The organism is Pseudomonas sp. CBS (genome assembly GCF_024734645.1).
Lineage (GTDB): Bacteria > Pseudomonadota > Gammaproteobacteria > Pseudomonadales > Pseudomonadaceae > Aquipseudomonas.
In genome coordinates this window covers 7,057,022-7,077,280 of the sequence record NZ_CP102929.1, presented here as the reverse complement: position 1 = coordinate 7,077,280, position 20,259 = coordinate 7,057,022, and the positions used below count along the sequence as shown (strand labels likewise).

20 protein-coding genes are annotated in these 20,259 nt (G+C 62.5%); 5 read left to right on the top strand and 15 right to left on the bottom strand.

All coding sequences use genetic code 11. The features are described from left to right. Positions 1-61 precede the first annotated feature (61 nt). Positions 62-850, top strand: a complete 789-nt coding sequence (locus tag NVB75_RS32330) for a helix-turn-helix domain-containing protein (RefSeq protein ID WP_258345045.1) — start codon at positions 62-64, stop codon at positions 848-850. A 161-nt stretch (positions 851-1,011) separates the two neighbouring features. Here NVB75_RS32330 and NVB75_RS32325 read toward each other — a convergent pair whose 3' ends face one another. Further along, a complete protein-coding gene (locus NVB75_RS32325; RefSeq protein WP_258345044.1) occupies positions 1,012-2,013 on the bottom strand; it encodes an ABC transporter substrate-binding protein in 1,002 nt (333 codons plus the stop codon). A 162-nt stretch (positions 2,014-2,175) separates the two neighbouring features. Here NVB75_RS32325 and NVB75_RS32320 point away from each other — a divergent pair, with 162 nt between their 5' ends. Continuing rightward, positions 2,176-2,604, top strand: a complete 429-nt coding sequence (locus NVB75_RS32320; RefSeq protein ID WP_258345043.1) for a hypothetical protein — start codon at positions 2,176-2,178, stop codon at positions 2,602-2,604. A gap of 15 nt (positions 2,605-2,619) precedes the next feature. Here NVB75_RS32320 and NVB75_RS32315 read toward each other — a convergent pair whose 3' ends face one another. Beyond that, positions 2,620-3,369 (bottom strand): SDR family NAD(P)-dependent oxidoreductase, encoded by a 750-nt coding sequence (locus NVB75_RS32315; protein WP_258345035.1) that lies wholly within the window; start codon positions 3,367-3,369, stop codon positions 2,620-2,622. Positions 3,370-3,516: 147 nt separating this feature from the next. On the opposite strand from NVB75_RS32315, the gene NVB75_RS32310 reads away from it, so the two are divergent. Then, on the top strand, positions 3,517-4,386 hold the full coding sequence (locus NVB75_RS32310) for an AraC family transcriptional regulator (RefSeq protein ID WP_258345034.1): 870 nt from the start codon (positions 3,517-3,519) through the stop codon (positions 4,384-4,386). 19 nt (positions 4,387-4,405) lie between these two features. Here NVB75_RS32310 and NVB75_RS32305 read toward each other — a convergent pair whose 3' ends face one another. Genes NVB75_RS32305 through NVB75_RS32295 form a run of 3 tightly spaced genes read right to left on the bottom strand, consistent with a single transcriptional unit; the run spans position 4,406 to position 6,541 of the window. Beyond that, the gene (locus NVB75_RS32305; protein ID WP_258345033.1) at positions 4,406-5,383 is read right to left on the bottom strand and encodes a trans-acting enoyl reductase family protein; all 978 of its coding nucleotides are present in this window, start codon (positions 5,381-5,383) and stop codon (positions 4,406-4,408) included. Next, positions 5,380-5,781: a VOC family protein gene (locus NVB75_RS32300; RefSeq protein WP_258345028.1), complete on the bottom strand. Its 402-nt coding sequence runs from the start codon at positions 5,779-5,781 to the stop codon at positions 5,380-5,382. The genes NVB75_RS32305 and NVB75_RS32300 overlap by 4 nt, the downstream gene beginning before the upstream one ends. A 16-nt stretch (positions 5,782-5,797) precedes the next feature. Continuing rightward, positions 5,798-6,541, bottom strand: a complete 744-nt coding sequence (locus tag NVB75_RS32295; protein ID WP_258345027.1) for an SDR family NAD(P)-dependent oxidoreductase — start codon at positions 6,539-6,541, stop codon at positions 5,798-5,800. A gap of 139 nt (positions 6,542-6,680) precedes the next feature. Here NVB75_RS32295 and NVB75_RS32290 point away from each other — a divergent pair, with 139 nt between their 5' ends. Beyond that, a complete protein-coding gene (locus NVB75_RS32290) occupies positions 6,681-7,577 on the top strand; it encodes an AraC family transcriptional regulator (RefSeq protein ID WP_258345026.1) in 897 nt (298 codons plus the stop codon). Between the two features lie 50 nt (positions 7,578-7,627). Then, positions 7,628-8,944: a putrescine-ornithine antiporter gene (gene potE / locus NVB75_RS32285; protein ID WP_258345025.1), complete on the top strand. Its 1,317-nt coding sequence runs from the start codon at positions 7,628-7,630 to the stop codon at positions 8,942-8,944. 806 nt (positions 8,945-9,750) lie between these two features. Here potE and NVB75_RS32280 read toward each other — a convergent pair. From NVB75_RS32280 to NVB75_RS32235, 10 genes are read right to left on the bottom strand one after another with little or no spacing between them, the layout of a single operon-like run. Continuing rightward, the gene (locus NVB75_RS32280; RefSeq protein ID WP_258345022.1) at positions 9,751-10,728 is read right to left on the bottom strand and encodes a LysR family transcriptional regulator; all 978 of its coding nucleotides are present in this window, start codon (positions 10,726-10,728) and stop codon (positions 9,751-9,753) included. A gap of 51 nt (positions 10,729-10,779) precedes the next feature. Beyond that, on the bottom strand, positions 10,780-11,715 hold the full coding sequence (locus NVB75_RS32275) for a peptidylprolyl isomerase (RefSeq protein WP_258345021.1): 936 nt from the start codon (positions 11,713-11,715) through the stop codon (positions 10,780-10,782). Then, a complete protein-coding gene (locus NVB75_RS32270) occupies positions 11,712-12,200 on the bottom strand; it encodes a YbjN domain-containing protein (RefSeq protein WP_258345020.1) in 489 nt (162 codons plus the stop codon). The genes NVB75_RS32275 and NVB75_RS32270 overlap by 4 nt, the downstream gene beginning before the upstream one ends. Positions 12,201-12,220: 20 nt before the next feature. Continuing rightward, entirely contained in the window at positions 12,221-12,847 is a 627-nt protein-coding gene (locus NVB75_RS32265; RefSeq protein ID WP_177078431.1) for a DNA repair protein, read from the bottom strand. Positions 12,848-12,864: 17 nt separating this feature from the next. Next, positions 12,865-14,565, bottom strand: a complete 1,701-nt coding sequence (locus tag NVB75_RS32260) for a putative porin (RefSeq protein ID WP_258345015.1) — start codon at positions 14,563-14,565, stop codon at positions 12,865-12,867. 41 nt (positions 14,566-14,606) lie between these two features. After that, positions 14,607-15,314, bottom strand: coding sequence for an energy transducer TonB (locus NVB75_RS32255; protein WP_258345014.1), 708 nt, complete (start codon positions 15,312-15,314; stop codon positions 14,607-14,609). Positions 15,315-15,317: 3 nt separating this feature from the next. Beyond that, positions 15,318-15,743: a biopolymer transporter ExbD gene (locus NVB75_RS32250; protein WP_003211540.1), complete on the bottom strand. Its 426-nt coding sequence runs from the start codon at positions 15,741-15,743 to the stop codon at positions 15,318-15,320. Positions 15,744-15,754: 11 nt separating this feature from the next. Continuing rightward, a complete protein-coding gene (locus tag NVB75_RS32245) occupies positions 15,755-17,554 on the bottom strand; it encodes a DUF2341 domain-containing protein (protein ID WP_258345013.1) in 1,800 nt (599 codons plus the stop codon). Between the two features lie 24 nt (positions 17,555-17,578). Further along, positions 17,579-19,177: a ShlB/FhaC/HecB family hemolysin secretion/activation protein gene (locus NVB75_RS32240; protein WP_258345012.1), complete on the bottom strand. Its 1,599-nt coding sequence runs from the start codon at positions 19,175-19,177 to the stop codon at positions 17,579-17,581. Positions 19,178-19,236: 59 nt separating this feature from the next. Further along, the gene (locus NVB75_RS32235; protein WP_258348819.1) at positions 19,237-19,830 is read right to left on the bottom strand and encodes a transposase; all 594 of its coding nucleotides are present in this window, start codon (positions 19,828-19,830) and stop codon (positions 19,237-19,239) included. Positions 19,831-20,259: the final 429 nt, after the last annotated feature.

Genomic DNA, 20,259 nt, shown 5'->3' with positions numbered 1-20,259 from the left:
AGAGCATCGTCGCGACTCTAACGTAACGGCTTGTTACCGACTAACGCCAATGAGCCAGTAAATGCCGCCTAAAGGACATGACAAAACCGTGCGCCGCAGCGTGCCCGGGCTTTCCAGCCTGCCAAGGCCGGTGTACGGCCGCACCGAATCCCTGCCCAACCGCGCACTGACCCGCCGCCACAGCCACCCGTGGGTGCAGTTGTCCTACGCGATATCCGGGGTGCTGGAGATCCAGACCAGTGTCGGCCGCTTCGTCGCGCCGCCTCAGCGGGCCGTATGGATCCCGGCCGGCATGCCGCACCGGGTGTTCAGTTCGCCCCATACCGAGATGCGGAGCTTGTACCTGGATTGCAGCGTCACCGGCTGGGCGGCCGAGCGCTGCCAAGTGCTGGCGGTGAGCAGCCTGTTGCGGGAGTTGATTCGCAGCTTCAGTGAATTGCCGGTGGAATATGCCGAGGACGGCCCGGATGGGCGGCTGGCCCAGGTGGTGCTGGACCAGTTGGCCGCCGCGCCCCAGGTCGACCTGATGTTGCCGCTGCCCGCTGACAGCCGCTTGCGCCAGATTTACCGCAGCCTGAACCTGCACCCCGAGCAGCAAACCACCTTGGGGCAATGGAGCCAGAAACTGGCGGTCAGCGAGAAAACCCTCAGCCGGCTGTTCCTGAGCGACACCGGCCTGACCTTCCGCGCATGGCGCCAGCGCCTGCGACTGTTGAGTGCCCTGCCCGCGCTGGAGCAAGGTGAACGGGTGACGGATGTGGCATTGGCCTGTGGTTACGAGTCCACTTCGGCTTTTATCAACGCTTTCCGCCAGCAGTTCGATGCCACACCGGGCGAGTTCTTCCGCTGATCATCAGACAACAAAGACCTCAAAATGAGAACAGGATCCCCTGTGGGAGCGGGCTTGCTCGCGAATGCGGTGGGTCAGCCAACACATGTATTGACTGACCCACCGCATTCGCGAGCAAGCCCGCTCCCACATTTTTGTGTGCGTTTCAATTCAGAATAAAGTCAGCTCCCGTCAGCGCCATGCGCCTCTTCGAAGAAGTAATCCTTCCAACTCCCTGCTTTGTTCTTCAGTACCCCCAACGCCTGCAATTTCTCCGCATAAATATAGGTACGCTGCGGCACGATGGTGAAGTCGATTTCCGGATCCTGGACAATCTTCTCCACCAGCGCCAGCGGCAGCTTCGACTGTTCGACACGGATATAGGCCTGGGCCGCTGCCGGTTTGTCAGCCTTGATAATCGTCTCCGCCTCGGCCAACGCGTCGTAGAACGCCTTGTAGGTCTTGGGATTTTCGTCGTGGAATTTCTCGGTGGTGTACAGCACGTTGAACGTGGCCGGGCCGCCGAGGATGTCGTAGGAACTCAGCACCTTGTGCACCTTGGGATTCAACAATTCCTGGTACTGGAACGGCGGGCTGGAAAAGTGCGCGTTGATCTCCGAGCCGCCGGCAATCAACGCGGCAGTCGCATCCGGGTGCGCCAGGCTGATGGAGATGTCGTCGAACTTCTTGTAGTTGGCATCACCGAATTGCTTGGCGGTTTCAATCTGCAAGGTGCGCGACTGGAAGCCCACGCCCGCTGCCGGCACGGCGATGCGGTCTTTTTCGCTGAAGTCCTTGAGGGTCTTCACGTCCGGGTTGTTGGTCAGCAGGTAGTTGGGCATCGACCCCAGTGAGGCGATAGCTTTGACGTTCTGCTTGCCCTTGGTGCGGTCCCACAGCGTCAGCATCGGCGGTACACCCGCCGAGACCACGTCCAGCGCGCCGGCCAGCAACGACTCGTTCATCGCGGTGGCGCCGGAAATGCTGTTCCACTCCACCTTGATGTCCAGGCCCTGCTCCTTGCCGTGTTTCTCGATCAGGTTCTGGTCGCGCACCACGTCGAGGATCAAGTAGCCAATGCCGAACTGCTGGGCGATGCTGATTTTGCCTTCGGCGTGTGCACCAAGGCTGAGGAGCGCACTGGCTGCTGCCAGGAGCGTCAGGGTGGGTCGTTTTATTATCATGAGAACGCCTGCCGCGATGTTGAGAAGGGTTGCGAGCGTAGCGACCCACGTACGGGGCGAAAAAGAATATCGGGATCTATGGATATACGAAAAACACTGCCCGCCGACGCTTTCGGCTGGTATGGTGCCGCCCTTGAAAAAACCGCTGCGAGGAAATCGACCTTGAACTCTGACGAAAAAATGACCGGCGACCTGTTCGAAGTGGACAAGCGCCTGTCACTCAAGCCCGTGGTGGACTTCAACAACTACCTGCGCAGCGCCTTCGGCGATGGCCCCTGCACCTGCATCCGCTGCGTTGCCAGCGAAGGTAACGAGGCCGGGTACGAGTTCCAGCACACCTTCGATTTCGACGGCAAAAAAACCCACCGCCGCTTCGCCTCCACCGCCGGCAGCGACGTGCTGCTGATGCTGAAAAAGGCCTGGCTGTCCTACACCAAGGCCGAGCTGCCGCTGAGTGGCGCGCTGGCACTGGACACGGTGAAAGAGTTTGTCGAGCCGCAGCTGCACAAGCGCGTGGCACCGCTGTTCCTGGCCAGTGGGTTGGTCAAGGATGTGGAAGGTGAATGGCGGATGCAGCCGCAGGCCGCCTGATCCGCCCTGCGTTGATCAGTAACCCACGCCACGCACCCCACCCGAAGCGCGAATGGATTCGCCGGTGACCCAATGGGCGTCGTCGGACGCCAGGAACACCGCAACCGGCGCGATATCATCCGGCTCGCCAAAACGCCCCAGCGGCGTGCCCGCAATAAGCTGCTGACCAAACTCACCGGCAAAATGTCCGTCGGTGCCAGGCGTGTTTGTATGCCCCGGCAGGATCGAATTGACCCGGATCCCCTTCGGCCCCAGTTCACGTGCCAAGGCGAAGGTCAGCGTATCCACCGCGCCTTTGGTCGCCGAGTAGACGCTGGAGGCCAGGTAGGGATCGGTGCTGAGAATCGAACTGATATTAATGATGCTGCCCCCTTGGCCAAACAACTTGACGGCTTCCCGAGCAGCCAGGAGATAACCCAGCACATTGAGGTTGAACTGGCGATGGAACGCCTCTTCGGTCAAGTCCTCGATCATCTGGAACACCGCGACACCGGCATTATTGACCAGGATGTCCAAGCGGCCATATTCGCTTCTGACCGTGTCGAACAGCTGCGTCACGGCGACTGCCTGGCTCATGTCGGCCCGCACGCTCATGGCGCTGCCGCCCTTGGCCTGGATCTGCGCAACCACCGCATCGGCGTCGGCCTTGCTGGTGGAATAGTTGACTACCACCGTAGCCCCCGCTGCGCCCAGTGCCTTGGCAATCCCTGCGCCGATGCCTTTTGAGGCGCCGGTAACCACTGCGATTTTTCCGTCGAGTTTCATGGTGTGACCTTCCAAAGGTTAAGTGATACCGCTTGCCGACAGTATTCAGGCCGCAGCGGGTGCAGCGGTTGCCGGTTCTTCTCCCGTGCTTGCCTATTCTTCTCGCCTGGCTTGCGTTGCCCGCCGGCGTGCCTCATGTTCAACGCCATGAACAATCAACTCGATGAACTGCGCAGCCTCCTCATGCGTGCTGGCAACCAATGGACCGACACCGGCTTGCCGCGCGTGACGATGGTGCGGGCCGAAGCCTGTGCCGATCAGGTGTACCAGCCGATGTTGCACCTGGTGCTGCAAGGTTCGAAGACCTTGTGGATTGGCGACCAGGAGCAAACCTACGGGCCCGCCAGCTATTTCGTGGTGCCCGTCGAGGTACCCGCCACCGGCCAGATTCACCCTTGTGCCCCGGGGCTGCCTTATCTGGCTCTGAGCCTGACCCTGGACCACAACGTGATCGCCACGCTACTGGCCGACGAGATCGCGACCGGCGAGCGCACCACCAACAGTTGCTTTGCCGCCGTGCCTGCACCCGCCGAGCTGATTGATGCCTGGCTGCGCATGCTGCGGCTGATGGATAGGCCCAACGAAGTTGCCGTATTGGCGCCGATGATCGAGCGGGAGATTCTGTTTCGGGTCTTGCAGGGCCCGCTACGGGCAACGTTACTGGACATGGCCCGCCCCGATGGCCGCCTGGCGCAGATCCGCCGCGCGACCGAGTGGATTCGCCAGCACTTCAATCAACCCTTTCGCGTTGAGCCATTGGCAGCCATGTCCGACATGAGCGTCGCGGCGTTCTATCGGCACTTCAAAGCCATTACCGCCATGACCCCGATTCAGTACCAGAAACGCCTGCGCCTGCTAAGAGCACGCTGGTTGCTGCTGTTCGACACCCAGGATGCGGCGTCGATTGCATTCAGCGTCGGGTATGAAAGCGCCTCACAGTTCAGCCGCGAATATGCCCGGCTATTCGGCTTGCCGCCGGGGCGTGATGCCGCCAGGTTCAAGGTGCCTGGCGGGTGACGAGGGTCCGGTGATTGGCTTACACGTCAATAATCGTGGTGCCCGCGATGGATTCGGCAAACTCCCTACCCAACAGTTGCCCCGGCGTTGCAAACCCCGGTTGGCGTTCACCGGCCAACACCCGGCGAGCCGCTTCCACCGCCGCCAAGGGAGTGTAGGAGTAACCGTTAACCGTCTCGATCACCGAACGCATCACTTGGCCATCGGCGCCTGTAACCTCTGCCACTGCCCGGGCACGATGGGCCTCACGCTGTTGAAGGCTGGGGCCGTCGGGCAGTTGTGACAGGTCACCTTCGGGAAACGCATCACCGCTGATGTGCACGAACATGGCGATATTCGGGATGCCCGTGGAATGCCACGCCGTCACCAAATCACCAAAGGACAGCGGCGCACACAGTACCGGGCCATCGCCAAAATCCATGGAATACGGTTGTGCATCCGGGGTGGCGATGAGCTGCCCGTCCACCCGCGCCAGGATCCCCGCGCCGATGATTTCACCCACGCTCAAGGCCGAGCCCCGGGACATGGAGCCAGGCACCTGCAAGGCTACTTTGAGCGACTGCGGGTTCTGCACACGACTCGCCACCTGCATCGCCAGGCAATCCGTCGGCACCACGTCCCAGCCCACCCCGGGCAACAGCATGACGCCCGCCTCAGTTGCCCGCGCGCCCAGTTGCTCTGCCAAGCGGTAAACGTTGATTTCGGCGGTGATGTCCAGGTAGTCGACCCCTGCTGCGATACATGCCTGCATCAGCGCGCCCGCCGTCTGCGCAAACGGCCCCGCGAAGTTCAACAGCACGTCGATACCCTCCAGGGCGTCCGTTCCCAGGGTGTCCGGGGTGAATACTCGATACGGCACATCCAGTTGCGCAGCCAGCGGGTCCAGGCGTTGGCGATTGCGCCCGGCAATCACCAGGTCCAGCCCTTGTGCCTGAGCGTTTTCGGCCGCCATGCGCCCGGTGTAGCCCGTGGCGCCGTAGATCATTAAGGTTTTCATTGGACGTGCTGCCAGTTCTTGTAGACAAATTCCAGGCTGTAGCCGTCGGGGTCCAGCACATTGGCGGCGTAGTAGTTCGGGTCATAGTGCAAACGTGCACCCGGTGCGCCGTTGTCGACAGCCCCTGCATTGATGGCCGCCAAGTAGGCCGCATCGACCTCGACCCGGCTGCCGGCGACAAACCCCACGTGCACCGACCTGCCCTCAACCACGCCCTCGCGCAACCAGAAGAAGATCCGCCCATTGGCGCCAAACCCTTTGAGGTCCGGATGGCCGGGTGGGCCGTCCTTGCCGTCGTAGTCGTGGCGCGTGGTGATGCCCAGCGGTGTGAGTGCCGCCTGGTAGAAATCGATAGAGCGTTGAACGTCGCTGACCGACAAAAAGACATGATCCAGCATGCTGTAGCCTCGCTCTTCAGATGATGTAACCGCCCGCGACCTCGATCGTCTGGGCATTGATCCAGCGGCCTTCTTCAGACAGCAACATGGCGATCACGCGCGCCACGTCCTCAGGCTCGCCCACTCGGCCGAGGGCCGTTTGGGAAGCCAGCAGCGCTTCGAACTCGTCATTGAGCCCGCCGCCCAGTTCGGTGCGGATGGCTCCCGGAGAGACGGCATTCGCACGGATCTGCCGCTCGCCAAACTCCTTGGCCATGTAACGGGTCAGTACATCCAGCGCGCCCTTGAAGGCTGCATAAGGCGCAACCCCGGCGGTGGCCACACGGGTCGTGGCGCTGGTGAGGTTGACGATGCAGGCGTGGGCTTGCAGCAGCGGCAACAGGGTTTGAGTCAGGAAAAACGGCCCTTTGAGGTGCACATTCAGCAGGCCGTCGAACTGGGTCTCGGTGACCGATTCCAGGGGATTGAACAGGCCATAACCGGCATTATTCACCAGGCCACTCAAGCCACTTACGCCCCAGGTCGCCGATAGCGCCCGTTTTACCGCCTCGGCAAAACCCTCGAAGGCGCCGACGTCAGCTACATCCAATGGCAGCGCGACCGCCTTGCCGCCTGCAACCTCAATCTTCTGCACTACGGCGTGTGCAGCCTCTGGATGGCTGTTGTAGGTCAGGATCACGCCCATGCCTTGCCGGGCACACAACTCTGCAGTGCTGGCACCAATGCCACGGCTGCCGCCGGTGATAAGGATAACGCCCATGTGTGGCTCCACTGCTTGCTCAAATGAGTCACCACAGTAGGCCTGCGCGCCGGCGCCGGCGCAGCGGTTCCTGCTCGAAACCTGCCTGTTTCTGCTTTTTGCTTGCACAGGGCCCACCTGGGCGCTCAGCATGCCCGGCATGAACACACAACTGATCGAACTGCGTGCCTTGGCCGCCAAGGCCGAAAACCGCCGCACTGAAACGGGTATCCCGCGGGTGGCCATGGTCCAGGGCGCGATTCCCGAGCACATGCTGGCCGCCGTGTATGACCCGATGATCAACCTGATCCTGCAGGGCAGCAAATCCATGACCGTGGGCGACCGCACCCTGCGGTACGACCCGGCGACGTATTTCGTGATGTCCATCGAGCTGCCCGCGGTGGGCACCGTGCACCCGGCGGCGACCGGCGAACCCTACCTGGCGGTCAGCCTGACACTGGACCCGACGGTGCTCGCGACGCTGCTGAGCGACTTGCCCAAACCTGCCGTGCGCTACGACCACGATGCGGGTTTTTCCGTGGCCGCCGTCACCCCCGAACTGATGGACGCCTGGCTGCGCATGCTGCGGCTGATGGGCAACCCCGAGGCGATCGCCGCCCTCGCGCCGGTTTACGAGCGCGAGATTCTCTACCGTGTACTGCAAGGCCCCCACGGCTGGATGCTGCGTGAAATCGCCGCGCCGGACACCGCCATGGCCCGGGTGAGCCAGGCCATCCAGTGGATTCGCCGGGACTTCGCCGAACCGATCCGGGTAGAAGCCCTGGCGCAGAAAGCCGCGATGAGCGTGTCGGCCTTCCACCGCCACTTCAAGGCCGTCACCAACCTGAGCCCGTTGCAGTATCAAAAACGCGTGCGCTTGCTGCAGGCCCGCACACTGATGGTGGCCAGCGCCAAAAACGTCACCAGTGCCGCCTTCGAAGTCGGCTATGAGAGCGCCACCCAGTTCAGCCGCGATTACGCCCGGGTGTTCGGCCTGCCACCGGCACGGGATGCGGCGCGAATCCTGGGGGAAAACCGGGGCCCGAAGGCGAACTGACAACAACGTGCTAGCCTGCCTTCGCACGCCCCCACGACAAGGAGTTGCCGATGGCCGAGCCAAGCAAAAAGATGAGCCTGATGGGCCTGACCACCCTGGTGGCGATCAACATGATGGGCTCGGGCATCATCATGCTCCCCGCCAGCATGGCGCAGTTGGGCGCGATCTCGCTGCTGTCGTGGCTGATCACCGCCGTGGGCTCGATGGCGATTGCGTACTGCTTTGCCCAGTGCGGCCTGTTCTGTACCCGCACCGGCGGCATGTCGGCCTACACCGAGGAGGCTCACGGCAAGTCAGGGTTCTTCCTCTGTTCGTTTCTGTATTTCCTGTCGCTGATCATTGCCAATGTGGCGATTGCGATTTCGGCGGTGGGCTATCTGTCGTCCTTCATCCCGTGGCTAGGCAGTGGGCCGATCCCGTTGTTTATCGGCACCCTCGGACTGATCTGGCTGACCACCGTGGCCAACTTCGGCGGCCCGCGCCTGACTGGCCGGATCGGCGTGGTCACCGTATGGGGCGTGATCATTCCCGTGGCGGGCTTGAGCGTGTTTGGCTGGTTCTATTTCAAAGCCGAGGTGTTCAGCGACGCCTGGAACCCCAACCAGTTGCAACTGTGGGATGCGATTGGCGCGAGTATTCCGCTGACCCTCTGGGCGTTCCTCGGCATGGAGTCTGCGGCCCAGGGCTATGACGCGGTGGAAGATCCCAAGCGTACCGTGCCGCTGGCCTGCCTGTTGGGCACCCTCGGCGCGGCGCTGGTGTATGTGCTATCGACCACGGTGATTCAGGGCATCGTGCCCAATGCTGAACTGGCCGAGTCTTCTGCGCCGTTTGCCCTGGTGTACGCGCAGATTTTCACGCCGCTGGTGGGCGACATCATCATGGCGCTGGCGGTGGTGGCGTGTATTGGTTCGCTGTTGGGATGGCAATTCACCTTGGCGCAAACGGCCAAGATGTCGGCGGACCAGCGCCTGTTTCCGCGGTTCTTCAGCCGGGTGAGCCGTGACCAGGCACCCGTGTGGGGGCTGATTGCCTGTGCGGCGTTGCAGAGCTTGATTGCCTTGTCGACCATCTCGCCCACGGCCAGTGCGCAGTTTGGCAAGTTGGTGAACCTGGCGGTGGTGACTAATTTGATTCCTTACGTCACTGCGCTGACTGGGCTGCTGGTGATGATGCACAAGGCGCGGGTGGCTACGGTGGTGTATGCGCGCAATACCATGGTGTTGCTGATTGCCGTGGGGTATTCGCTGTATGCGATATATGCGTGTGGTGAGGAGGCGGTGTTTGGTGCGACGCTGGTGTTGGCGTTTGGGTATCTGTTGTATGGGTTTTTGGCGCGGCGGTTTATTGCGGCCGGTGGTGGGTGAATATCCGTTATTTAGGTGATGGCCGCTTATGGTTCCGCTCTTACAGCGGCTCACTTTTGAACAGCGCAAAAGTAAGCAAAACGCTCTTGCCCCACCACTCGGCACCTCGCCTAGGCTCGGTGTGCCCTCACTCCGGCTTTGGACCGTGGGCCGCCGTCATGGGCCATCCTTGGCCCAGGACGGCTAACCTGGCGTCCTGCCAGGTTACCCACGCTCCAAAGCCTGCGTTCGGCCAGCGTGGTTTAACGGGGCGCCTAAGATCAAGATCAAAAGCAGATCAAGAGCACAGCGGCCTACCGGCCGGCTTGAGTGTTAAAAGCAAAATCAAAATCTAAAGCGGGCACAGTCCAAATGTGGGAGCGGGCTTGCTCGCGAAGGTCGTTAACGATGACGCGGGCATTCTGAATGAACACGGCGCTCTCAGGTTTTTCGCGAGCAAGCCCGCTCCCACAGAAAAGCAGAGCCACCCCGACCGTAGCAGCTGTCGAGCGCCAGCGAGGCTGCGTGCCTTTGATCTTGATCTGCGGGCCCCGTTAACCACGATGGCCGCAAGCAGGCACGGTGGAGCGGGTAAATCGGCAGGGAAGCCGATTTAGCCGCGCCGGGCCATGGATGGCCCGTCGCGGCGGCCCGCGGAACCGGGCCGGAGTGCGGGCATGCCGAGCCTAGGCGAGGCACCGAGTGGTGGGGCAAAGACCTTTTGGTTACTTTTGGCTGGGCCGGCATTCCGGGCGTTTGCCAAAAGTGACCCGCTGTAAGAGCGGAACCCTAAGTGGCCGTTACCGAAGAAACGGATATGTACTCAATCAATCAAACCACTCCCCCCTCTCAAGAAACGTATTCCGAATCATCTCCACCACCCACCCCACCTCCTGCGGATGCCGCACCTCAGCATTCACCCCCATCCAAACCTGCCGCTGCATCCCCTCCAAAAACACCCCATCCAACGCCGTCAACCCACGATCAAAACAACTCATATACCGCGGCAACAACCCAATACACGCACTGCAGCGAATCATCTCCAGCATCAACGGATACGCCTGCACCTGCACCACCCCCGCCAACCGCTGCTCCACCAGACTGTTCCACGGCCGCAACGCCTCCACCTGCCGGTCCGGCTGCCACTGCACCAACATATAATCCGCCAGGTCTTCAATACTGTCAGGCCGCACCGCCAACCGCGAATACCGCTTGGCAATATGCGGCGAATAATCCAGCCGCGCCAACACCTCAGGCGCACCAATGGCAAAGCTCGGCCCAGCCCCCGGCGACTCCATCCCCGATAACCACACCACCACATCCGCATCCAGCGCCTGCAACCCCAAATCGCTGTCGATGGAAATAATCTCCAACCGCACACTCGCATTGCGCCGCAGCAACGCAATCAAGTCGCGCCCCAAAATGTCATGCAGGACCGACTCGGCAACCGCCAGCCGAATCAACGGTTGCTCCAGCACCGGCACCCGTCGTTCATGGGCCAAGGCAATCAGTTGGGCCTGCAACTGCTGCCCATCACGACTCAGGGCCAGGACATTGCCCTGATAGCTGAACAGCGAACGCCGCAGTTGCTCTTCCAGCTGCGCCAGGCGTTTACGCAATTGTGTGGCCTTGATATTCAGGCTGCGGGCCGCCTGCATGAAACACCCACACCGGGCGCTGATCAAAAAATACTGCGCCACCTCGGGTTCGATGGTGGCTGCCACGGCCAGCCAGGCCTCGCGGGACTCTGTCAGCCCGCGATAGGGCGTGGTGCCGTGGGGTACAGCCGGGTCAAGAAATACCATGGGAGACTCCCTGTCTTGTGGGTACTGTGCATCCAATGCAGTGAAACGTTTTTACTCCAGCACCTTGTTCAGCTCGGCGCCGTCGATACTCAAGGTGGCGGTATTCAGCATGCCTTCCAGGTAGGCCTTGGCGATTTGCTCCTGGCGTTGCGCACGCAGGGCCTCGGTCAGGCGGCCACGCAGTTCATCCAGCGTGGCGGTGCGCGCCGGTTGTTGCCCGGTGAGTTTGAGCACGTGAAAGCCCGCGGCACTTTGCACCGGCTCCGACACCGCGCCCGTCTTGAGCCGCGCCACGACACCGCGCATTTCAGGCACCAGTTGCTGCAATGGCTGCATCCCGGAATCGCCACCGCGCCGGGCGCTGTCGGGGTCCTGGGAATATTGGCTGGCCAACGCGGCAAACTCGCCCGGCGAGGCTTGCGCCTTGCGGCTCAATTCCTGCGCTTGACGGCGTACGGTGTCGACGGCTTGCGGGTCGGTCACGGCCAGGAAAATCTGGCTGACCTGGTACAACGGCGGTGTCACCCATTGCGCCTTGCCGCTGTCATAGGCTTGCTGCAATTCGGCGGCGCTGGGGTAATCCGCCGGCACCTGGCTGACCGATAACATGTAGTCGCGAAACACGATCTGCTCGGTGGCCGCGCGGGTTTGCTGTTCCACTTCCGGGCGCTGGCGCCAGCCCTGGGCATCGGCCTGTTCAAGCACGGCCTTTTGCGCCAGACGCGAACGCAGCCAGGTTTCCAGGGCGCCGCGGTTGCCACGCAGTTGCTCGCGGGTTTCCACTGGCAAGGCGGCCAGCACCGACTTGAGTTCAACCAAGTCAATCTGCTGGTTGCCCAGGCGCGCCACCGCCGGCCCGTCCTTCACGGCCACCGGCGCCGGCTGCTGGGCTGCGACCGGGTCACTGCCCGGTCGCAGGCTCAACCCCACCGCGACCGCCAGCACCACCAGGGCGCCGGCGCCGATCACCAGGGTTGGTTTCTTCACAGGGCAGGCGCCTCTTCACGGGCATCGACGGCAGGCGCGGCGTCGGCCTGGGCCTGAAGCTGGGCGGCCTGCTGGCTGTATTCACGCAGGTAGACGATGAATTCCTGCAGCAGGCGGTCCCACAATTCCAGCTGGTTGCGCAGGTACGGGGCGCCCACGCCGGCGGCCAACACGTCCATCTCCATCAGCAGGAACTCACCCTGCAACGACAAGCGGGCAAAACGCCGGGAAGCGTTCCAGACCTGGGCCAAACCCTCGGGCAACTCGCCCTGCACCCGCAGCGCGCAGCTGTAGGTGAAGTCCACGTAGCTGCCCTGCTCTGTCGACCGGTTGCCGAAACGCACGGCAAAGCCGATGCCCTGGCTGGCGCTGAGCAACTGCACGATGCCGTTCTGCTCGGTCTGGTTGACCCGGTAGCCGGCTTCCTGCAGCAGCTCGGTCAGGGATTGCGGGGTCACGCTGGTGATCAGTTGTACGTCGCTCATAGTGGTCTCTTCCTTGTTGATCAATGATTAGTGACGGTCTGTGGAGCATCGAACCGATTAAGGTATAGACCATCACCAAAACCCTGGGCGAGTTCCTCGAACTTGACCCGGGTGCTGCTGGCGAACGGTTGGCGGATACTCATCACGTCGGCCACGTCAATTTTTTCGTAGGCCGTCAGCAATTGCTGGGCCACGCCGTACATCTGTTGATTCTTGACTGAACATTGCTGCACTTGTGTGTCACGTTCCGTGAGTTGCGCCTGCAAGCGCGCCCGCTCGGTTTCTTTGCCCCGGGCGATCACCAGCAAGTCTTCATAGGCTTTCTTGAACTTGCCCACCTGTTCATTACTGGCGGCCACCTGAGCCTGGGCCTGGCTGTGCAGGTTCTGCTGCTGGCCGACCAGTTGCTCAGCCACGCCCCGGGTCTTTTCCAGCTCGGCGGTCAGTTGCTTGATCTGTGCCTGAGCCTGCTTGGCCTGGGTTTCGGCGGCGATACGCGCGGCACTGGCCTGGGCCTGCTCGCTTTGCAGCGCCTGCAACTGCTGGGTAGTACTGCGCAGTTGGGTGCGCAGGCGCTCCTCCATGCCTTCAGCCGAAGCGCCGGTGGTGACGAGCAGCAAAAGCAGGCCGCAAATTCGCGTGTTCATGAGCTTTCTCCGGCGCATCAGAAGCGCGTGTTGAGTTCCAGTTGCATGACATCCACTTCAAACGGCGCGCCATACACTTCGGAGGCACTGAGCCAACGGGCGCTGGCGTAGATGTTCTTGTCGAGGCCGTAGTTGGCGCCGATGAAATAGCCCTTGGCATTGGTGCCGCCGAGGTGGAAGGAGGAGTCGTTGAAACCGTCCGGCAAGGCATCCGGCTGGATGTATTTGTAGCCGGCCAGCACGTTCCAGTCGCCCTTGCGGCGCATCTCCAGCGCACTGCCGAGGGTGAACTGCACCAGCAATGCATTGCCGCCGCTTTCAAACTGGCCGTCGCTGTTGAGGTTGTTGACGATCTGGCCTTCGCTGCGTTTGAGCATCTCGCCCTTGTCGTAGGCCAGGTTGTGGATGAAGTTGGTCTGGCTGCGCAGCTTGAGGTCTTCCGGCAGCTCGCTGTCCCACGCCAGGTTCAGGTCCAGCACATTGAACTTGGACGCCAGGCCGACGAATTGCGGTTGCGGGGTCAGGCCCGGTGTCGCCGGGTTGGGGGCGATGTCCCGCAGCAGGAACACGCTGTTGCCCTTCTGCATGAAGGCCAGGCGCGTGCCGTCGGTGTCGCACGCCGGCTGGCCAGCCCACGGTGAGCAAGGGCTGGAGCGTTCGCCCTGGATGTCACCGAAGTGGTAGTAGGCCATCGAGCCTTTCAGGCTGTTGCTGCGGGTGATCTTCCAGTCGGCGCCGATCTGCCCGCCGAACATCCATTTGTTTTCACTCTCGTCCTTGTCGAAACCGTTGGTGGTGGCCGTGTCGGGGCTGTACTCCACCGGGAACGCGCCGAGGATGCCGAACAGGCCCCAGTCGCTGTTGAGCTTGTGGTTGAAGATCGCCGCCACGCCATCGAAGTTGAGGTCGCCGGAATACATCATGTCGGTGGAATAGAACGGGTTGGCAAATCGCCCGGCGGTCAGGGTCATGTAGTCGGTGGTTTTCCAGGTGAGGTAACCCTGGTCGAGCCAGATGTCTTTCTTGCCAAAACCGCCGCCCAACGTTTGGGTGGTGGACACGGGATTGTTGTCGTTGCCGGTGCCGAGGCGAATGCCCGCGGTCCATTCCGGCGAGATCACCGCTTTCATGCCCAGGCGGGCGCGCAGACGGAACAGGTTTTCGCGGTCTTCGCGGGTGTTGAGCAACGGCGGCAGTTGGGTATTGGTGTTCTTGTTGACGTCGTAGGGCCCGTTTTGATTGAGCTTGGCGTAGTCGACGATTTCGTTGCTGTTGTTGCCCGAGAAATAGCGCGACTCATCCCGCAGGCGAATGTCGCCGTCGAAGCTGATGCGCGAGACCCAGTCCGGAAAGGTGTTGGGCTGGGCCCAGTTTTCCTGTTTGGCGGTGGCCATGACTTCGGCCTTGACCTGGTCGCGAATCTGGTCGCGCACCGCTGCCGGCACGTACTGCACCCGCACATCGCCAGGGGCAGTCGCAGGGCCAGCCGCTATCGCCGTGGCGGTGCTCGCCTGGCGAGCCTGCTGAGCTTCTTTTTCAGCCTGGGCGATCAGCCCGTCGGCCTGCTCCTGCTTGAGCACACCTTGCTGCACCAGCAGGCGGATCAGGTTGATCGTGGCGTTTTCCGAAGGCGCTGTCGTAGCGGCCGTCGCCTGGCCGACCAGGGTCGCGATGACCATGCCGACCGCCAGGGTCAATCGATTCACGTGGGAAATCATCTGCACACAACTCCTGTAGAAAACTGCAAAAAAGGGTTCGATCAATCCGGACGCCGGCCCTTGAGGGACAGGCGTACCGGCAGGGTCAATGACGCGGGTGCGCGTTCCTTCAGGCGCGGTGTGGCGCGCAACGCGGCCAGCACCTGAGCGTCGGTCTCGGGGTCGCCGCTGGACTTGGCCAGCTCCACGCGGGTCACCTCGCCGTCTGCGCTCAGCCACAGGTCGGCCTGCACCGTGTAGGCCTTCTTGCGTAACTCCGGGTCCTCCCGCAGCAGGCGCTGGAACACCCCGGCCAGGTACTGCTTGAACGTCCCGGTACCCAGGCCGCCACCGCCAGAACCGGCCATGCCGCCGCCCTTGCCGGCACCGATGTTGAAACCGTCATTGCCGGACTGCGCGTCGCCGTCGATCTGCATCGGGTTGGCCAGGTCGTCCGCCGGCGAAGGCGGTGCTTCTTCCTCGGGCTTGACCTCGTCGGGGGCTGGGGTGGGCTCCGGCTCGGGGACTTTCTCCTGCACCTCGGGCTCCGGTTCCTTGGGTTTTTCCGGCGGCGGTGGTGGCGGTGGCGGCAGCGGAATAATCGTCGGCACCTTGGGCGCTTCGCGGCGCACGCCACTCATATCATTGGCCCACTGCCAGAGAAACCAGGCAGCCACGGCCCCCAGCAGCAGGCCAATGCCCCACTTCAGCGGGCGCAACGGCGGCGTGTTCTTGAGGGGCGTCGGCGTGATCGGCATCTGTGCGGTCATGACTCAGCCCTGGCTCGGTTTGCCGGTGACCAGCCCGACTTGGGACAGCTCCAGGCGACGCAGCAAGTCGAGCACTTCGATAACCTTCTGGTACTGCACCATGGCGTCGCCGCGCACGATCACCGGGAAGTCCGGGTTCAACGCTTTCTCGATGCGCAGGCGTTCCTCCAGCTCCGGCAAGGTCACCGGGTAAGCGTCGAGAAATACCTGGCCGCCATCGTTCACCGAGATGGCCTTGGTCTTGGCCTCGGACAGCGACACCGAAGCGCTGGCCTTGGGCAGGTGGATCTGGATCCCCGAGACCTGGGCGGTGGCGGTGAGGATAAACATCACCAACACCACCATCAGCACGTCCACCAGGGGCGTGATGTTGATGCTGTCGACGGGTGCGTCATCGTCATCGTCGTGGGAGGCATTCACGGAAGCCATGCTGATTCTCCTCAGGCCGGGACGTGGGCGTGGTGGTCGCGACGGTGCGCCGCTTCGCTGTGCTGGCCCTCGCCGTGCATCTCCGCCAGGCGGGTGATGAACTCGTCGACGAACACGCGCATGTCGGCGCTGACTTCCTTGTTACGGGTAATCAGGCGGTTGTAGCCAAACAGCGCCGGGATCGCGACAAACAGGCCCATGGCCGTGGCCAGCAAGGCCGCCGCCATGCCCGGGGCGATGGCGTTGATGTTCACGTCACCGGCCATCGCCGTGCCGAGGAACACCACCATGATCCCCAGCACGGTGCCGAGCAGGCCGATATACGGGCCACCGGCGATGGCGTTGGACAGGGTCGACAGCTTGGCGCCGAGCTGCTGGTTTTCCCGGGTGCGCACGCCGTCCATGGAGCAGCGGATGGCTTCGATGGTGGCTGCCGAGACCGACGAGGTGTCGGCGCCCTGGGCGCGGCGGGTACGGATTTCCTTGACCGCCACCCGGTACAGGCGCCACAGCGAGGAATGGGTCAGGCGCTCGGCCAGCAACGCGTCGTCGTAGTACATCTCCAGGCGCGTGCCGATCTGCGCGAATTCCTCGCGGAAGAGATCGTTGGCGGCACTCACACGGCTGACCTGGCGGTTCTTGCGGATCATGATGAACCACGACTGGAACATCATCCCCACCAGTACCAGGATGATCACCCAGGCGTCCACCGGCACCGCCTTGAGCAGGAAGCCCAGGCTGCCAAAACCGAAGCCCGACTGTTCTTCATCCACGCCATAAGTCACCAGTTTCGACTCGGCGCCCTGGGCGGTAGCATCGGCCAGCAACAGTGCTGCCGGGCGCGCAACCTTGGACAGGCGCAGCTCGTCCATGGCCCCGGTAAACGGCAGATGACCGCTGGCGGCTTCCGGCAAATCGGCACCGATCGCCAATTGCGAATTGAACGCCGGCATCGCCACTGCGAGGGTCGCGGTCTCACGGCCGTTGACGTACAGCGAGACCTTGTCGCCCTCGGCGGTGAAGGCCAGGTGCTGCCATTGGCCCGGGTTCAGCGGCTGGATCGAGACGGCGCGCTGGCCGTCGATTTCAATAAACGGCATGCCCTGGTTCAAGCCCAGCAACAGGCCGTGAGCGCCCTCGCGACGGGCCATGATCAGTTGCTCGCCGCCGGCCTGGTCCAGGCGCAGCCAGGCACTGAAGGTAAACGCAGCGCCCGCGGCGTGTTGCAGCGACGGGCTGGCCGGCAACAGCAACGGCTGGCCACTGAACTGCAGCGCACGGCCGATCACCCCGTCGATGCTCGCACCGGTGGCGTTCAAGGCGGTGTTGCCATAGGCCGTGGTGTCCCGGGGCGGCGTGCCGTTGGCGCCGTCGAAGTGGTAGAGCGCGGTGTAGTTCGGGTCGAAGGTCAGTTGGCCGTTGGCAGTAGCCGGAGCCTTCTGATTGCCGTAGTACATCCACAGGTCCTGGCGCTGGCCGCCTTCGACCTTGGGCACATCGACCCAGATCAGCGCCATGCCCATCAGCGGGTCGAAGCTTTCGATCTGGTGGTTGAACACGGTCTTGTCATCGGCGCTGACAAAGCGCAGGTCGGCGCCGTCGTCCTTGACCCCGTCAAAGGTGAAGTTGCCGGTGTGCAGGCGCACCAGCAACGCGGTGCGGCCCAGGGCCTGGCTGATGGCCGCGCCCTGGGAGGTGGTGTCCACCGTGATCTGTTTACGGTAGTGCCAATCGTCCTGCCACCAGGCGTGGGCGGTGGCCGGGAGCGCGAAGCCCAGGCAGATCAACAGGCTCAGAAATAGGCGTTGCATGTCAGGAGTCTCCGAAAAAAGGGGTCAGAAAGTCGCCTGCACACTGAAGTGCAGTCGCGAGTCCTGTTTCTGGGTGTTTGGGCCGTCGAGCAGCGGGTAGCCCCAATCCAGGCTGCCGGACAACCACTTGCTCAAACTGGCGCGGGTGCCCAGGCCGACACTGGCCAGGCTGTATTCGTCTTCCTGCTCGGGCAGCGGGTCATGCAGGCGCAGACGCGCGCCTTCGGCAAACGCGTAGAAGCGCCACTCCTGCACGTAACTGCCGAGGAACTTGGCCAGCGAAGGCGTACGCAGCTCCTGGGAGAGCAGGTAGCCTTCATCGCCGGTGCGCTCGGCGGCGAGATAACCGCGTACCGAGGTAGCGCCGCCGGCGGAATATTGCTCGTTGGACACCAGCGGCCCCGAGGCCAACTGGAAACCGGCCTTGGACGCCGCCTGCCAGTCGCTGCCGAAGGTGTAGGTGTAATTCAGGTCGCCCTTGAGCACCGCAAAACTCGGGCTGGCCTTGTCCCGCTTGTACTGGAACTCTTCGGCGTCGCTGCCGTAGCCGAAAAACGCGCGAGTCCCGACAATCAGGTTCAAGCCCAGGCCCAGCTGCGACTGCTCGGTGTAGCGGTAGCCGTTGTAGCCAAAGGTCAAGGGTGCGTACTTGAGCGGGATATCGTCCGTGCTGCCGCCAAACTTCATCTGTTCCTTGAAGTCCTTGAAGTCCACACCCGCCGAGAACGAGTTGGCCCAGTTGCCGCTGGCCGGCAGGCTGTAGATCGCCGCCACGCCGTAGGAGTGGCCCTTGCCCAATACGTTGCTGCCGCCGATGGTGGCGATGTTGCTGTCGGACTGATAACCGGAGAATTGCAGGCTCCAGCGATCACTCAGCGGCGCGGTGTAGGCACCCGACCACACCTTGGCGTTCTCGCTGTCCTGGGGCGCCGTGAAGTAGGTCAGGGAAATGCTGTGGCCCAGTTGCCAGAGGTTGTCGTAACCCAGGGTCGCGACGCTGCGCAGCTCCTTGGTGTCAGCGCTGTAGTCGTTGTTCAGGCCGAGACTGGCGTGCCACGGGTTCTGGTCTTCCACTTGCAGGTCGACGTCCATGGTGCCGGGGCGCTGGCCTTCGCGTACCAACGGTGTGACCTGGCGCCCGGCGCTGCGATTGAGGCCGGCGAGTTGGGTTTGCACGCTGGCGAAATCCGGGACTGCGCCCTCCTTCAGGCTTGGCACTTCCTCGCGAATTTCCACTGGTGAATAGTGCTTGGCGCCTACCACGCGGACGCGGCCGACCTTGGTTTCGCTGACTTGCAGGTAGACGATACCGTCATCGACCTTCTGCTCCGGCAGCTCGACGAACACCGACTGGTAGCCGCGCTCCTGATAGATCTTCTGCAAGGCATCCCGGGCGCCTTCGATATCGGCGAGGGTCTTTTGCGGGCCGAGAAACGGGTACACCGCCTCTTCGATGGCGCGGGCATCGAGCACGGTATTGCCGCGCACGAAGTACTCGTTGACGTCCACCCGCCGTGCCGGAGTTTCGGGCTGTGCGCCCTGCTCTTCGGCCTGCACGGGTTGCGCCAGTGCACCCAGCGTCAGCCAGCACAGCGCCAGCGTTGATTTGAACAGATGCTCCACACCGCCCCCTGGTCTACTAAGAATGAGTGCCGTCGCCGTTTGCCCGGCGTTTGGCCTGTTCAATTGCTGGATATCGAGGTGTTGCCGTGCCGGGCGAGCCAGGTGTGCAGCAGGGCGAAGTTCAGGGAGAACTCCGGCATGTGCAGCAAGGCGCCACAGAACACTTCACCGATGATTTTCTGGATCAACTGCACCGCCTGCGGGTTATTCAGGAACGTGGCGATGTCGCGTTGCAGCAGGTTGATGCCCCAGACTTTCTGGTTGAGGTCGAGGCCGACGAACCAGCGGAACAGCAGGTTGTAGTTGAGTTGTTCGTGCAGTTGCTGTTCGTTGGGGACCGCGTACAGGAGTTGCAGCAGCAGGATCTGCAAGATGGTTTGTGGGGCGATCTGGGTGCCGGGTTCGGGCTGGAGCAGGTCGCGGTGGTGGTCGAGGATTTCGTCGATCTGCGGGCGCAGCAGGACCAATGAATGGCCTGCGGGGATGTAGCTGGAGACTTCCTTGAGCGCGCCTTGCCAGTCGTCCTGGGAGACGATCCATACCCACGGTGCGCCATAGCGGTAGACCGAGACCGGCTTTTTGCGCGCGGCTTCGACGATCTTTGACAGGCGCTGGTCGAGCTCCTGCATGCCGACTTTCGAGTAACGTTCCATAGTTCCCATTCGCCCCACTCCTGGCATCCTGCTTGCGCTTCTGGCATCGCCTGTTTGGCGGTGTTGAGCGCGTTACATAGCCAAGACTGGGGGCACCGGGGGCTACCGAACTTTTGTCATAAAAGCTTCTTTTTTTGGGCGGGGGATGGTGGTGTGTGTATATCCGTTATTTAGGTAACGGCGGCTTAGGGTTCCGCTCTTACAGCGGCTCACTTTTGAAGAGCGCAAAAGTAAGCAAAACGCTCTTGCCCCACCACTCGGCACCTCGCCTAGGCTCGGTGTGCCCTCACTCCGGCTTTGGACCGTGGGCCGCCGTCATGGGCCATCCTTGGCCCAGGACGGCTAACCTGGCGTCCTGCCAGGTTACCCACGCTCCAAAGCCTGCGTTCGGCCAGCGTGGTTTAACGGGGCGCCTAAGATCAAAATCAA

Bases quoted from the DNA above. Each gene is read 5' to 3' on its own strand.
- NVB75_RS32280 (WP_258345022.1), bottom strand. From the start codon at position 10,728: ATGGTATTTCTTGACCCGGCTGTACCCCACGGCACCACGCCCTATCGC.
- NVB75_RS32300 (WP_258345028.1), bottom strand. From the start codon at position 5,781: ATGCTGGATCATGTCTTTTTGTCGGTCAGCGACGTTCAACGCTCTATC.
- NVB75_RS32295 (WP_258345027.1), bottom strand. From the start codon at position 6,541: ATGGGCGTTATCCTTATCACCGGCGGCAGCCGTGGCATTGGTGCCAGC.
- NVB75_RS32265 (WP_177078431.1), bottom strand. From the start codon at position 12,847: ATGAACACGCGAATTTGCGGCCTGCTTTTGCTGCTCGTCACCACCGGC.
- NVB75_RS32255 (WP_258345014.1), bottom strand. From the start codon at position 15,314: ATGACCGCACAGATGCCGATCACGCCGACGCCCCTCAAGAACACGCCG.
- NVB75_RS32330 (WP_258345045.1), top strand. From the start codon at position 62: ATGCCGCCTAAAGGACATGACAAAACCGTGCGCCGCAGCGTGCCCGGG.
- NVB75_RS32290 (WP_258345026.1), top strand. From the start codon at position 6,681: ATGAACACACAACTGATCGAACTGCGTGCCTTGGCCGCCAAGGCCGAA.
- NVB75_RS32270 (WP_258345020.1), bottom strand. From the start codon at position 12,200: ATGAGCGACGTACAACTGATCACCAGCGTGACCCCGCAATCCCTGACC.
- NVB75_RS32305 (WP_258345033.1), bottom strand. From the start codon at position 5,383: ATGAAAACCTTAATGATCTACGGCGCCACGGGCTACACCGGGCGCATG.
- NVB75_RS32250 (WP_003211540.1), bottom strand. From the start codon at position 15,743: ATGGCTTCCGTGAATGCCTCCCACGACGATGACGATGACGCACCCGTC.
- NVB75_RS32315 (WP_258345035.1), bottom strand. From the start codon at position 3,369: ATGAAACTCGACGGAAAAATCGCAGTGGTTACCGGCGCCTCAAAAGGC.
- NVB75_RS32310 (WP_258345034.1), top strand. From the start codon at position 3,517: ATGAACAATCAACTCGATGAACTGCGCAGCCTCCTCATGCGTGCTGGC.
- NVB75_RS32325 (WP_258345044.1), bottom strand. From the start codon at position 2,013: ATGATAATAAAACGACCCACCCTGACGCTCCTGGCAGCAGCCAGTGCG.
- potE (WP_258345025.1), top strand. From the start codon at position 7,628: ATGGCCGAGCCAAGCAAAAAGATGAGCCTGATGGGCCTGACCACCCTG.
- NVB75_RS32245 (WP_258345013.1), bottom strand. From the start codon at position 17,554: ATGCAACGCCTATTTCTGAGCCTGTTGATCTGCCTGGGCTTCGCGCTC.
- NVB75_RS32260 (WP_258345015.1), bottom strand. From the start codon at position 14,565: ATGATTTCCCACGTGAATCGATTGACCCTGGCGGTCGGCATGGTCATC.
- NVB75_RS32235 (WP_258348819.1), bottom strand. From the start codon at position 19,830: ATGGAACGTTACTCGAAAGTCGGCATGCAGGAGCTCGACCAGCGCCTG.